Origin of the sequence: Enterobacter adelaidei, assembly GCF_041937165.1 — a bacterium.
Classification (GTDB): domain Bacteria; phylum Pseudomonadota; class Gammaproteobacteria; order Enterobacterales; family Enterobacteriaceae; genus Enterobacter; species Enterobacter adelaidei.
In genome coordinates this window covers 1,830,563-1,844,241 of sequence record NZ_CP154353.1, presented here as the reverse complement: position 1 = coordinate 1,844,241, position 13,679 = coordinate 1,830,563, and the positions used below count along the sequence as shown (strand labels likewise).

The 13,679-nt window shown below is 56.8% G+C and carries 13 protein-coding genes; 7 read left to right on the top strand and 6 right to left on the bottom strand.

Annotated elements, in window-relative coordinates; genetic code table 11:
- Window positions 1–43 precede the first annotated feature (43 nt).
- Window positions 44–1,351, top strand: a complete 1,308-nt coding sequence (locus AAHF05_RS09025; RefSeq protein WP_129324500.1) for a sulfurtransferase — start codon at window positions 44–46, stop codon at window positions 1,349–1,351.
- Here the strand turns inward: AAHF05_RS09025 and AAHF05_RS09020 are convergent.
- Entirely contained in the window at window positions 1,348–1,965 is a 618-nt protein-coding gene (locus AAHF05_RS09020) for a CDP-alcohol phosphatidyltransferase family protein (protein ID WP_129324499.1), read from the bottom strand. The two genes, AAHF05_RS09025 and AAHF05_RS09020, sit on opposite strands and share 4 nt — an antisense overlap.
- Window positions 1,958–2,527, bottom strand: a complete 570-nt coding sequence (locus tag AAHF05_RS09015) for a carboxymuconolactone decarboxylase family protein (RefSeq protein WP_028017193.1) — start codon at window positions 2,525–2,527, stop codon at window positions 1,958–1,960. Before AAHF05_RS09015 ends, AAHF05_RS09020 begins: the two co-directional genes overlap by 8 nt.
- 75 nt (window positions 2,528–2,602) lie before the next feature.
- Between AAHF05_RS09015 and AAHF05_RS09010 the strand changes: the two genes are divergently transcribed.
- The gene (locus tag AAHF05_RS09010) at window positions 2,603–3,019 is read left to right on the top strand and encodes a pyrimidine (deoxy)nucleoside triphosphate diphosphatase (protein WP_129324498.1); all 417 of its coding nucleotides are present in this window, start codon (window positions 2,603–2,605) and stop codon (window positions 3,017–3,019) included.
- Here the strand turns inward: AAHF05_RS09010 and AAHF05_RS09005 are convergent.
- Window positions 2,979–3,251, bottom strand: coding sequence for a YnjH family protein (locus AAHF05_RS09005; RefSeq protein ID WP_129324497.1), 273 nt, complete (start codon window positions 3,249–3,251; stop codon window positions 2,979–2,981). The two genes, AAHF05_RS09010 and AAHF05_RS09005, sit on opposite strands and share 41 nt — an antisense overlap.
- A 228-nt stretch (window positions 3,252–3,479) precedes the next feature.
- Here AAHF05_RS09005 and gdhA point away from each other — a divergent pair, with 228 nt between their 5' ends.
- Complete coding sequence (gene gdhA / locus AAHF05_RS09000) at window positions 3,480–4,823, top strand: NADP-specific glutamate dehydrogenase (protein WP_028017190.1); 1,344 nt, start codon at window positions 3,480–3,482, stop codon at window positions 4,821–4,823.
- A 43-nt stretch (window positions 4,824–4,866) separates the two neighbouring features.
- On the opposite strand, the gene AAHF05_RS08995 is transcribed toward gdhA, so the two are convergent.
- From AAHF05_RS08995 to AAHF05_RS08985, 3 genes are all read right to left on the bottom strand, one after another.
- Window positions 4,867–6,774 carry a DNA topoisomerase III gene (locus AAHF05_RS08995; protein WP_129324496.1) on the bottom strand — a complete coding sequence of 636 codons (1,908 nt, stop codon included), beginning with the start codon at window positions 6,772–6,774 and terminating at the stop codon, window positions 4,867–4,869.
- A gap of 4 nt (window positions 6,775–6,778) precedes the next feature.
- Window positions 6,779–7,822, bottom strand: a complete 1,044-nt coding sequence (selD, locus tag AAHF05_RS08990) for a selenide, water dikinase SelD (protein ID WP_028017188.1) — start codon at window positions 7,820–7,822, stop codon at window positions 6,779–6,781.
- A gap of 116 nt (window positions 7,823–7,938) precedes the next feature.
- Window positions 7,939–8,490, bottom strand: a complete 552-nt coding sequence (locus tag AAHF05_RS08985; RefSeq protein WP_129324495.1) for an NAD(P)H nitroreductase — start codon at window positions 8,488–8,490, stop codon at window positions 7,939–7,941.
- A 167-nt stretch (window positions 8,491–8,657) separates the two neighbouring features.
- Between AAHF05_RS08985 and sppA the strand changes: the two genes are divergently transcribed.
- The 4 genes from sppA to AAHF05_RS08965 all read left to right on the top strand — a co-directional run bounded on the left by sppA (window position 8,658) and on the right by AAHF05_RS08965 (window position 13,673).
- Window positions 8,658–10,514: a signal peptide peptidase SppA gene (sppA, locus tag AAHF05_RS08980; RefSeq protein ID WP_129324494.1), complete on the top strand. Its 1,857-nt coding sequence runs from the start codon at window positions 8,658–8,660 to the stop codon at window positions 10,512–10,514.
- A gap of 63 nt (window positions 10,515–10,577) precedes the next feature.
- Window positions 10,578–11,594: an asparaginase gene (gene ansA, locus AAHF05_RS08975; protein ID WP_008500705.1), complete on the top strand. Its 1,017-nt coding sequence runs from the start codon at window positions 10,578–10,580 to the stop codon at window positions 11,592–11,594.
- A gap of 9 nt (window positions 11,595–11,603) precedes the next feature.
- Window positions 11,604–12,245 (top strand): bifunctional nicotinamidase/pyrazinamidase, encoded by a 642-nt coding sequence (gene pncA / locus AAHF05_RS08970; protein ID WP_129324493.1) that lies wholly within the window; start codon window positions 11,604–11,606, stop codon window positions 12,243–12,245.
- 171 nt (window positions 12,246–12,416) lie between these two features.
- Entirely contained in the window at window positions 12,417–13,673 is a 1,257-nt protein-coding gene (locus tag AAHF05_RS08965) for a glycoside hydrolase family 18 protein (RefSeq protein WP_129324492.1), read from the top strand.
- Window positions 13,674–13,679: the final 6 nt, after the last annotated feature.

Here is a 13,679-nt window from a genome sequence, read left to right as displayed (position 1 = left end):
GAGACGACAATGCCCCCCTCTTTTACTGACGTCAGGTTATACGATGAAACGTGTTTCTCAACTGACCGCGCTGGCTCTGTTTTGCAGCCTCGCTTCCCTTTCCTCTCTGGCGGCTGAAATGCCTGACACAATGACGCTGTCTCAGCTTCAGGAACAGCACGGTGCGGTGATCGACACCCGTGCCAGCGCCTTTTATAACGGCTGGCCACAGTCTCTAAGCGGCACCTCCGGCCATGAACCTGCCGCGCTCAATCTTTCAGCCTCCTGGCTTGACGCAATGAGCGACGAGCAGATTGCTATCTGGGCAAAACAGCATCACCTTACGCCCGCAACCTCCCTCGCACTCTACGGCGGCGATAAAACAAACCAGGCCGTGAAAGCCCGTCTGGAGAAAGCCGGATACACTCATGTTTCGCTTCTCAGCGATGCCCTGCAAACGCCTGCTCGTCTACAGCGCCTGCCTCACTTCGAGCAACTCGTCTACCCACAGTGGATCCACCAGCTCCAGCAGGGTAACCCCGTCACTGCCGCTCCGGCGGGGAACTGGAAAGTGATCGAAGCTGCCTGGGGTGCGCCGAAATTTTATCTGCTGAATCACATTCCCGGTGCGGGCTACATCGACACCAACGAAGTGGAAAGCGAGCCGCTGTGGAATAAAGTCTCTGACGACAAGCTGAAAGCGATGCTGGCAAAGCACGGTATCCGTCATGACACCACGGTCATTTTGTATGGCCGTGATGTGTATGCTGCCGCGCGCGTGGCGCAGATTATGCTGTATGCAGGTGTGAAGGATGTCCGTATTCTCGATGGTGGCTGGAAAGCGTGGTCAGATGCGGGTCTGCCCGTCGAACGCGGTATGCCTGCAGAGGTGAAACCTGCCGCTGATTTTGGTGCGCCGATCCCCGGTCAGCCGCAGCTGATGGTGGATATGGAGCAGGCGCGCGGGATGTTACATCGCAAGGATGCCTCGCTGGTCAGCATTCGCTCGTGGCCGGAGTTTATTGGCGAAACCAGCGGCTATAGCTACATCAAACCGAAAGGTGAAATTGCCGGTGCCCGCTGGGGTCATGGCGGAAGCGACGCCACTCACATGGAGGATTTCCATAACCCGGATGGCACCATGCGTAGCGCCGACGACATCGCCAGCATGTGGAAAAGCTGGAATATCCTGCCGGAACAGCATGTCGCATTTTACTGCGGTACCGGCTGGCGAGCCTCTGAGACCTTTATGTACGCCCGGGCGATGGGCTGGAAGAACGTCGCCGTCTATGACGGCGGCTGGTACGAATGGAGCAGCCACCCGCAAAACCCGGTCTCAACCGGCGAGCGCGGGCCCGAGAGCTCCCTCTAAGAATTGAGTGACTTCAACGTCACATAACCGCTCCAGATGCGCGTTGTGGTGGTCAGCCAGCACAACGCGCCGAATACCCACGCGAAAAGCGTAAAGTGCGCCGGAAACAGGCAGCACAGTGCAAACAGCGCAATGGTCTCTGTCCCTTCTGTTAAACCACCGATGTAATAAAACGATTTGTGCGCGTAGCCCGGGTTGTCGATATCGTGTTTCGCCGCCAGCGCGGCAAAGGCCAGAAAGCTGCTGCCGGTGCCGATAAAGGCGAACAGCAGCCAGGCGGCGGCCAGCGCATTCTCTTCGGGAGCTGCCAGTGCAAAGCCAAACGGCACCAGGGCATAGATCAGAAAATCGAGAGCGATATCGAGAAAGCCTCCAGAATCCGTCAGCCCTCTCCTCCGTGCCAGCGCGCCGTCCAGACCATCCAGCAGGCGGTTAAATACGATGGCGACAAGCGCGGCAAGATACCAACCGAGGGCCAGAAACGGTAGCGCCAGCACGCCCACGGTAAACCCGGCCACGGTTAATCCGTCGGGCGTAATACCGGGTTTATCCAGCCAGGCCGCCAGCCGGTTAAGGGCGGGCTTTACCCGTGGATGGATATGTCGATCAAGCATGCGGCTTTCCTTTTAGCGTGTCGCACAGTCCCTGCGCCGGGATATCGAGAGCGGCGTTGAAGCGGGCGGAGAGATTTTGAAACGCAACCAGAGCCGTCATTTCGGTAATCGTCTCATCGGTGAAAAGACGTTTGAGGTCGCGTTTGAGCGCCTCATCCACCTGCGGCGGCGTGGCGGTAACGGCCTCCGCGTAGGCCAGCGCCGCGCGCTCCTGCTCATTGAAAAGCGCGGAGTCACGCCAGTGGCTGACGGCCTGGACTTTATCCAGCGCGCCCACGCGTTCAGCAAGGCGCAGACTGTTGGCATCAATACAAAAAGCACAGTGGCATATCTGCGACACCCGCGTCATCAGCAGCGAGCGCAGCACGGGCGTCAGGCGTGCATGACGCCGTTCGAGGAAACCGACAAACAGCGCCACCAGCCAAAAAAGACGCGGCATACGCCCCCACCATCGCGTGGGGTTAAGCACGACACCGAAGTGTTTTTTCTGCATGGCGGCAATCGGTTTTAAACTCGCCGGAAGGGTTGAGATGGGCGCTACCCAGGTGGAGGTTTCTTTCACCTGATTCTCCTGATGACTGGACTCTGACAAAGGGCAAGATAATATGGTGGTTTTCGCTTTCAAGTATTGACGACCATGCTTAAAACAGTCGATGTCGTTGCGGCAATCATCGAAAAAGACCATAAAATTTTACTCGCGCAGCGCCCGGCACATGCTGACCAACCCGGTATGTGGGAATTCGCTGGTGGAAAAGTTGAAGCCGGAGAGACACAACCCGAGGCGCTTGTCCGTGAGTTGTGGGAGGAGCTCGGTATTCAGGCCCAGCCGGGGCAGTATGTGGCAAGCCATCAGCGGGAAGTTTCGCAGCGGTTAATCAACCTTCATGCCTGGCACGTTCCCGCGTTTAGCGGTGATCTGACGGCGCACTACCACAGTGCGCTGGTGTGGTGTACGCCTGAAGAGGCGTTCGGCTACGCCCTGGCCCCCGCGGATATTCCCCTGCTGGAAGCCTTTATTGTTTTACGCGACGCCAGACCAGCGGGTTCGTGCTGATCGTGCGCTCATCGCGCTGGCACTGCAACAGGACGCCATCCGCCTTCACCACAGCCCCTTCCGAATAGTTCTGATCCTGATAGATGCAGCACTGATTACAGGGCTGAGAACTTTGGCCGCTGGAGCTAAAGACCTCCGGCGGCACATTCACTTGAACATCCGGGCGAATGCGGTCAGCCTGAGCGCCTGCGGTAAACATCAAACATAACGCGGTCATCACGTAACGGTTCATAGACTTGCCTTCCTGTTGTGTTCTGTTAACCACTATAACGGTTAACCGAAGCAGAACCTTTAATTTATCTCGTCATCGCTTTTTGTTATGACGCGCTGCGTATGATTAATTTCCCTTTCCGCATGAATTTCTGCTTGCCTGACAAAGCGGTGCGGGTGGTATAGTCAAAAAAACAACACAAATCGCATAAGCAATAATCATAAAATACCATAAGGGGTTCTTATATCTATGGATCAGACACGTTCTCTGGAAAGTTTCCTTACCCATGTTCAACAGCGCGACCCGCATCAGAGTGAGTTTGCGCAGGCCGTACGTGAAGTGATGACCACTCTGTGGCCCTTCCTTGAAGAAAACCCGCGTTATCGTCAGATGTCTCTGCTTGAGCGCCTCGTAGAGCCAGAGCGCGTGATCCAGTTCCGCGTGACCTGGGTGGATGACCGCAATCAGGTCCAGGTCAACCGCGCGTGGCGCGTGCAGTTCAACTCTGCCATCGGCCCGTTCAAAGGTGGGATGCGCTTCCATCCTTCGGTGAACCTGTCGATCCTGAAATTCCTTGGCTTTGAGCAGACGTTTAAAAATGCGCTGACCACCCTGCCAATGGGCGGAGGTAAAGGCGGAAGTGATTTCGACCCGAAAGGCAAAAGCGAAGGCGAAGTGATGCGTTTCTGTCAGGCGCTGATGACCGAACTCTATCGCCATCTTGGTCCGGACACCGACGTCCCGGCGGGAGATATCGGCGTGGGTGGCCGAGAAGTGGGCTTTATGGCCGGAATGATGAAAAAACTCTCCAACAACAGCGCCTGCGTCTTTACCGGCAAAGGTCTGTCGTTTGGCGGAAGTCTGATCCGCCCGGAAGCGACCGGGTACGGCCTGGTTTACTTCACTGAAGCCATGCTCAAGCGTCACGGCTTAGGCTTCGAAGGCATGCGCGTCGCGGTATCGGGCTCCGGCAACGTGGCGCAGTACGCGATTGAGAAAGCAATGCAGTTTGGCGCTCGCGTGGTGACCGCCTCTGACTCCGGCGGTACGGTGGTGGATGAAGCGGGCTTTACGGCTGAGAAGCTGGCGCGCCTGTGTGAGATCAAAGCCAGCCGCGACGGGCGCGTGGCGGACTATGCCCGGGAATTTGGCCTGACCTGGCTGGAAGGCAAGCAGCCGTGGGGCGTGCCGGTGGATATCGCCCTGCCGTGTGCCACGCAAAACGAACTGGACGTCGACGCCGCACGCACGCTGATTAGCAACGGCGTGAAGGCGGTGGCTGAAGGCGCTAATATGCCGACCACCATCGAAGCGACCGATCTGTTCCTGGAAGCAGGCGTTCTGTTTGCACCGGGTAAAGCGGCGAACGCGGGCGGCGTGGCGACATCAGGCCTTGAGATGGCGCAAAACGCCGCACGTCTCGGCTGGAAAGCAGAGAAAGTGGATGCGCGTCTGCACCATATCATGCTGGATATTCACCATGCGTGTGTGGAGTACGGCGGTGAGGCATCGCAAACCAACTACGTGCGCGGCGCGAATATTGCCGGATTCGTTAAGGTGGCGGATGCAATGATTGGGCAGGGTGTGATTTAAGTTTTTCGCCGGGTGGCGGCTACGCCTTACCCGGCCTATAAACTCATGCCGCGCTCTTCTTCTTTTTAAAGGGTTTCTTCGCGCCAGCACCTGGCGCAACCATCCCTCGGAACCGCTTCACCGGCGTGCTGCGCGCCTGATCGATCAGCTGATAAAGCGTCCCCACCAGCGGCTGCATAAAGTCCTGATAGCGGCACTGCTTTTCGCTGATTTGCGTCAGCACGGACTCCCAGTGCGCCGTCATGTCTGGCCTTGCCGCCAGCTCAGGCAGCGAATGAATCAGTGCGCGTCCGGGCTCCGTTGAATGGATGTAACGCCCTTTTTTCTCCAGAAAACCGCGCTTAAACAGCAGTTCTATAATACCTGCACGCGTTGCTTCGGTACCCAATCCGTCGGTTGCGCGCAGGATCTTCTTCAGATCTTTATCCTGCACAAAACGGGCTATTCCCGTCATGGCTGAAAGCAGCGTCGCATCCGTGAAATGGCGTGGCGGCTGGGTTTGACGTTCAACCACTTCGCCCTTCTCACACAGCAGTTCGTCATCTTTGGCGACGACAGGCAGCGGCGTGCCGTCGTTCTCTTCATCACGCTCTTTGTTCCCCAGCAGCGTACGCCAGCCTGCTTCTGCAAGGAAACGCGCTTTGGCGACAAACTTGCCTTTGGCAATCTCCAGCTCAATAACGCACTTGCGGAACACCGCATCCGGGCAGAACTGCATCAGGTACTGACGGGCAATCAGGTTATAAACCTTCGCTTCGTTATCGGTCAGATTGACGTTGCTGGCGCGCGCCGTCGGGATAATCGCATGGTGAGCATCCACCTTTTTATCGTCCCAGCAGCGGTTATGGGTATCCGGGTTCACCGCCGGTTGCGGCAGCAGATCCGGCGCGTGGACGCTAATGGCGTTCATCACCGAATGACGTCCGGCAAAGTGCTCTTCCGGCAGATAACGGCTATCTGAACGCGGATAAGTGATCAGCTTGTGGGTTTCGTAGAGCTTCTGGCAGATGTCCAATACGTTCTGTGCGCTGAGACCAAAGCGCTTCGCGGCCTCAATCTGCAGGGCTGATAGCGAGAACGGCAACGGTGCCGGTTCTGATTCCCGTTTATCGTTATAGCTGGTAACGATAGCCGGCTGACCTGTAATGCGGTTAACCACATGATCCGCCAGCGGACGGTGCAGCAGTCGCCCCTCTTCGTCCTGATACGACTCACAGGCATCGCTCGGCTGCCAGACAGCGGTAAAGCGTTCGTCTTTAGGCGTGACGATATGCGCTTTCACTTCAAAGAAATCTTTGGCGACAAAGTTCTCAATCTCCTCGTCGCGACGCACAACAAGCCCCAACACCGGCGTTTGCACACGGCCCACAGAGAGCACGCCCTGATAACCCGCGTTACGCCCAAGAATGGTATACGCACGGGTCATGTTAATCCCGTACAGCCAGTCCGCACGGGCGCGGGCCAGCGCGGAGACGCACAGTGGGATAAACTCGCTGTTGGCGCGCAGACGGGAGATCGCTCGTTCAACGGCCTGCGGGTTGAGGTCGTTAATCAGGCAACGCTGCACCTGCTGACGCTTTTCCGGTGCCAGTTCCAGATAGTCCAGCACTTCATCGACCAACAGTTGCCCTTCTCTGTCCGGGTCACCCGCGTGGACGATTTCAGCGGCCTCATGCAGGAAGCGCTTGATCACGTTGAGCTGTTTGGTGACCGAAGGCCGGGGTTGCAGGCGCCATTTCTCTGGCACAATGGGCAGATCGTTCAGATTCCAGCGGGCATAGCGGCTGTCGTAGACATCCGGCTGCGCCTGCTCAAGCAGGTGACCAATACACCAGGTGACCACCTGCCCGTTGCCACATTCGATAAAGCCATCGCCTTTGCGATGCGGTTTAGGTAGCACATCGGCGATGGCTCTCGCCAGACTCGGCTTTTCGGCAATAAACAACCGCATCGAATTAACGGATCTCGATCATCGGTCGGCCACCGCGCGCGGTCACCAGCTCACCGATCGCCGTCAGGGTAATACCAAACTCGGCGGCAGTGGCCTGTACCTCTGCTTCGGATTCCGGTGTGACCGCCAGCAGCAGGCCGCCAGAGGTTTGCGGATCGCACAGCAGGTTACGCCATTCTTCAGGCATCTCGCCCATCAAATGACCGTAGCTGGCGAAGTTGCGCTGCGTACCGCCCGGAACCGCGCCCTGAGCAATATACTCTTCCACGCCCGGCAGCTTCGGCACATCCTGATACCAGACCTGCGCCTGCACGCCCGCCCCCTGACAGACCTCGGAAAGATGTCCCAACAGACCAAAGCCGGTCACGTCAGTCATCGCCTTCACGCCGTCAATGTTGGCGAAAGCCGCACCGGCGAGGTTCATCTGGCACATGACTTCCGTTGCCAGCCCTTTGTGCTCCGGTTTGAGCAGGGATTTTTTCTCAGCGGTAGTGAGTACGCCAATGCCCAGCGGCTTGGTAAGGAACAGTTTGCAGCCTGCCTGCGCGGTGCTGTTGCGCTTCACGCGTTCAGTAGGAACCACGCCAGTGACGGCGAGGCCAAAAATAGGCTCAGGCGCATCAATCGAGTGACCGCCGGCCAGCGCAATCCCCGCCTGCTGGCAGGCAAAACGCCCACCCTCGATCACCTCGCGGGCAACTTCCGGTGGGATGGTGTTGATCGGCCAGCCCAGAATGGCAATCGCCATAATCGGCTTACCGCCCATGGCGAAAATATCGCTGATGGCGTTGGTGGCCGCAATGCGCCCAAAATCGAACGGATTGTCGACAATCGGCATAAAAAAGTCGGTGGTACTGATAATGCTGGTGCCGTTACCTAAGTCATAAACTGCAGCATCGTCGCGCGTTTCATTGCCGACAAGCAGGTTCGGGTCGACAAACTTCGCCTGTTCACTGTGCAGAATGGTCTCCAGCACTTTCGGGGAAATTTTACAACCGCAACCGGCTCCGTGGCTGTACTGCGTTAAACGAATGGTTTGCTCGCTCATGGACGTCTCCTGTCATCTCAATCGCGCTATGGTAGCGCTCATTCCATAAAGAGGTAAGTATGACTGTCTGAATTCTGCGGCAGATGCTCAGAATCCAGACAGTTTAGCGTGCGTTATCAGAAACGGCTGACGAAAGGCGTGGTGTCCGGCACGCTGATGGTGCTGGAGGCTTTAAGCTGCGGGGTGCCGAGATAGAGGAAACCGACAATTTTGTCATGCTCACCGCACTCAAAACCGTCACGAACCACCGGGCTTTCGGTTAATGCACCGGTGCGCCAGATACCGTTAAATCCTTGTGCGACGGCAGCCATTTGCATCGCCATCACCGCACAGCCTGCGGACATTTCCTGTTCCCAGACCGGCACTTTATGGTCTGGCTGGCATTTTGCCACGACGGCGATGATCATCGGTGCGCGGAACGGGGCGCTGCGCGCCTTGTCGATACCTTTCTCATCCTGTCCGGCGGCAATCGCGCCCTGCTCCAGCAGCTGACTGAAACGATCGCGACCTTCGCCTTCAATCACAAAGAAGTGCCACGGCTGCAGCGTGCCATGATCCGGGGCACGCATGCCGGCACGCAAAATGTTCTCCAGCTGCTCGCCTGCCGGGGCAGGTTCGGCCAGACGGGAAGCGCTACGGCGGTTAACAAGCAGTTCGAGTGCGTCCATTGGTTAACTCCTTTCTTGAAATTTACTCACAAAATTAACACGACGGCAGATTTTGTTACAGCCTGGCAGGCGATTCCTGCTGACAAGTGGCGGTTGGGTCATTACGATAACCCAACATTACCGTCCAGTGGCGACGGAAACAGTCATTTTCTGGTTAGGGAGAATACATGCGAACCCTTTGGCGAATCTTTGCCGGTTTCTTTAAATGGACGTGGAGACTGCTCAACTTCGTCCGCAACCTGGTGATGAATATCTTCTTCATCTTCCTGGTTCTGGTTTGCGCGGGCATCTGGATGCACATCAGTAGTGCAAATCAGGCTCAGCATTCAACGCGCGGCGCGCTATTACTCGATATCACCGGTGTGATTGTTGATAAGCCGTCCACAAGCAGTCGCCTGAGCGTGATTGGTCGCCAGCTGTTTGGCGCAACCTCAGACCGCCTGCAGGAAAACTCCCTGTTTGATATTGTCGATACCATTCGTCAGGCGAAAGACGACCGTAACATCACGGGGATCGTGCTGGATCTGAAAGATTTTGCCGGAGGCGATCAGCCATCCATGCAGTACATCGGTAAAGCCCTCCGCGAATTCCGCGACAGCGGCAAGCCGGTGATTGCCGTAGGGGACAGCTACAGCCAGGGGCAGTATTACCTGGCGAGCTTTGCTAATAAAATCTGGCTCTCCCCGCAGGGCACGGTGGATCTGCACGGCTTTGCCACCAATGGTCTGTACTACAAATCCCTTCTCGACAAGCTGAAAGTCACCACCCACGTCTTCCGCGTCGGTACCTATAAATCTGCCGTTGAGCCATTTATTCGCGATGATATGTCCCCTGCCGCCCGTGAAGCCGACAGCCGCTGGATTGGCGAGCTGTGGCAGAACTATCTGGGCACCGTTGCCGCGAACCGCCAGATTACACCGGAGCAGGTGTTCCCTGGCGCGCAGGGCGTGCTGGACGGCCTGCGCAAGGTTGACGGTGATACCGCGAAATATGCGCTTGATAACAAACTGGTTGATGCTCTGGGCACGAGTGCCGAGATTGAAAAATCCCTGAGCAAGCAGTTTGGCTGGAGCAAAGAGGATAAAAATTACAGCGCCATCAGCATGTATGATTACTCAACGAAAAAGCCGGATGACAGCGGTGACAGCGTCGCCGTGGTGTTTGCCAACGGCGCCATCATGGACGGTCAGGAGACCCCGGGTAACGTGGGCGGTGATACTACCGCGTCACAAATCCGCGATGCTCGCCTGGATCCGAAAGTGAAAGCGATCGTCCTGCGGGTGAACAGCCCTGGGGGCAGCGTCAGTGCTTCAGAGGTGATCCGCGCTGAACTGGCAGCAGCGCGTGCCGCTGGCAAGCCGGTCGTCGTATCAATGGGTGGAATGGCCGCCTCTGGCGGTTACTGGATCTCAACGCCAGCCAACTACATCGTGGCCAACCCAAGCACGCTGACCGGCTCGATTGGCATCTTCGGGGTGATCAACACCGTGGAAAACAGTCTGGATTCGCTGGGTGTGCACACCGATGGCGTTGCCACCTCTCCGCTGGCGGATGTATCGGTGACCAAATCCCTGCCGCCGGAAGTTTCTGAGATGATGCAGCTCAGTATTGAGAATGGCTACAAACGCTTTATCACTCTGGTGGCAGATTCCCGTAAAAAGACGCCGGACCAGATAGACCAGATTGCACAGGGTCACGTCTGGACCGGTCAGGATGCGAAGAGCAACGGCCTGGTCGACAGCCTGGGCGACTTCGATGACGCGGTGAAGAAAGCCGCTGAGCTGGCGAAGCTCAAGCAGTGGCATGTTGAGTATTACCAGGATGAACCGTCGTTCTTTGATCTGGTGATGAACAGTATGTCCGGCTCGGTTCGCGCCATGTTGCCTGAGGCATTGCAGGCGTACCTGCCTGCGCCAGTGGTGACTGCCGCCAAAGCGATGAAAGCAGAGAGCGATAAGCTCGCGGCCTTTAACGATCCACAGAGTCGTTACGCGTTTTGCCTGACCTGCGCGAACGTCCGTTAAAAACCGTCCCCTCTTCCTGCGAAGAGGGGATTTTTTTCTTTTGAAGAACAAGAACTCACTACCATGCAGAAGAAATCGATTTATGTAGCCTACACTGGCGGTACCATCGGTATGCAGCGCTCTGAAAACGGCTATATCCCTGTCTCCGGCCACCTTCAGCGTCAGCTTGCGTTGATGCCAGAATTCCACCGTCCGGAAATGCCTGACTTTACTATCCACGAATACGAGCCGCTGATGGACTCCTCCGACATGACGCCGGAAGACTGGCAGCACATCGCGGATGACATTAAAGCCCATTACGACCAGTACGACGGTTTCGTGATCCTGCACGGCACTGACACCATGGCGTTCACCGCCTCGGCGCTCTCCTTCATGCTGGAGAACCTGAGCAAGCCGGTTATCGTCACCGGGTCGCAAATCCCGCTGGCGGAGCTTCGCTCTGACGGGCAGATCAACCTGCTTAACTCCCTGTACGTGGCGGCGAATTACCCGATTAATGAAGTGTCGCTGTTCTTTAATAACCGTCTGTATCGCGGCAACCGCACCACTAAAGCCCATGCCGACGGTTTTGACGCCTTCGCCTCCCCTAACCTGCAGCCGCTGCTGGAAGCCGGTATTCATATCCGTCGTCTGGGAACGCCTCCGGCACCGAACACCGCCGGCGAGCTGATTGTGCATCCGATTACTCCGCAACCGATTGGCGTGGTCACCATTTATCCGGGTATCTCCGCCGACGTGGTGCGCAACTTCCTGCGTCAGCCAGTAAAAGCGCTAATTTTACGCTCCTATGGCGTGGGCAATGCGCCGCAGAACGGCGAGTTCCTGAAAGAGCTTCAGGAAGCCAGCGAGCGCGGAATTGTGGTCGTGAACCTGACCCAGTGTATGTCCGGTAAAGTGAATATGGGCGGCTATGCCACCGGCAACGCGCTGGCGCATGCTGGTGTGATCAGCGGCTTCGATATGACCGTTGAGGCAACGCTGACTAAACTTCACTATTTACTGAGTCAGGATCTGGACATTCAGTCCATTCGCAGCGCGATGATGCAAAACCTGCGCGGCGAACTGACCCCGGACGAATAAGGAGTGCTCATGAAGCAACGCGCCCTGCTACTGGTCGATTTGCAAAATGATTTCTGCGCGGGCGGTGCGCTGGCCGTCGCCGAAGGTGACAGCACCATTGACGTGGCAAACACGCTGATTGACTGGTGCAAAGCTCGCGGTGAAGCGGTTGTCGCAAGCCAGGACTGGCACCCGGCGAATCACGGTAGTTTTGCCAGTCAGCACAACGTAGAGCCGTTCAGCCAGGGTGAACTTGACGGCCTGGCGCAAACCTTCTGGCCGGATCACTGCGTGCAGCAGACGGAAGGTGCGGCGTTGCATCCGCTCCTGAATCAGAAGGCCATCGACGCGGTGTTCCATAAAGGGGAAAACTCGGCTATCGACAGCTATAGCGCGTTTTTCGATAACGGGCATCGCCAGAAAACAGCGCTGGACGCGTGGTTACGTCACCACGAAATCACGGAGCTGATCGTGCTGGGTCTGGCAACGGATTACTGCGTGAAGTTCACCGTGCTGGACGCCCTCCAGTTAGGTTATAAGGTCAACGTCATCACCGACGGCTGCCGCGGGGTGAACATTCAACTGCAGGACAGCGCTCAGGCGTTTATGGATATGGCAGCGGAAGGCGCGACGCTGTATACGCTCGAAGACTGGCTGGAAACGCAGGCGTAGTCCTTTTAGCCGGGTGGCGGTTGCGCCACCCGGCAATCCCCCCTCCGATCGTCCATAAAGTGAACTCCCTCGCATCCTCAGCGAAGCGGCAATGCTATTCTCCTCAGGTTGTTTTTTCGCCACGCCTTTTCCGTGGCGTGGTTAATTTTATTAAGTCAAAGAGGAACTTGTATGAAACGTTTGCCCTTGCTGGCAGCATTACCCTTGCTTTGCGCGTCACTTGCTTCCGCCGCACCCCTGATGTCCGTGGGCTACTTTAACGGGGGTGGAGATGTCACCGCCGGACCGGGTGGTGATATCAATAAACTGGACGTTCGCCAGATCACCCACCTCAACTACTCGTTCGGTCTGGTCTATAACGACGAAAAAGACGAAACCAACGCTGCGCTGAAAGATCCGGCGAAGCTGTATCAGATCTGGCTATCGCCAAAAGTGGCGTCCGATCTGGCCCTCATCCCTGCCCTGCGAAAACAAAACCCGAACCTCAAAGTGCTACTCTCCGTTGGCGGCTGGGGGGCGCGTGGCTTCTCTGGCGCCGCGGCAACCAAAGAAACGCGCGCGGTATTTATCCGCTCCGCACAGGAGATTGTCGACAAATACGGTCTGGACGGGATCGATCTCGACTGGGAGTATCCGGTCAACGGCGCCTGGGGGCTGGTTGCCAGTACGCCTGCCGACAGGGATAATTTCACCGCCCTGCTGAAAGAGATGCGCAATGCCTTCGGGCACAAAAAACTGGTTACCATTGCGGTAGGCGCCAATGCGGAAAGTCCGAAAAGCTGGGTGGATGTGAAAGCCATCGCTCCCCTGCTCGACTACATCAACCTGATGACCTATGACATGGCGTACGGTACACAGTACTTCAACGCCAATCTGTATGATTCCAGCGCCTGGCCAACGGTGGCTGCCGCAGACAAGTACAGCGTCGATTTTGTGGTGAACAACTATCTTGCCGCCGGGTTAAAGCCACAGCAAATGAACCTTGGGATCGGTTTCTATGGCCGCGTGCCGAAACGCTCTGTTGATCCAGGTATCGACTGGAGCAAACCGGACGCACAAAAAAATCCAGTGACCCAGCCGTACTTTGGGACTCAGGAGATCGGGTTATTTAAGTCTCTCGGCTACGACCTGACCAAAGATACTTACGTGAAGTACAACGATATCGTGAAGAAGCTGTTGAACGATCCGCAGAAGCGTTTTACCGAGCACTGGGACGATCAGGCGAAAGTACCGTGGCTTTCGGTGAAGGGTGCCGATGGCAACGCGCTGTTTGCGATTTCCTATGAGAACCCGCGTTCCGTTGCAATCAAAGCGGACTACATCAAAGAGAAAGGTCTCGCCGGGGCGATGTTCTGGGAGTACGGGGCTGACGACGAAAACCTGCTAGCGAAACAGCTGGCGGAGTCGCTCGGGATCCCACACAAGTAGTGAGTC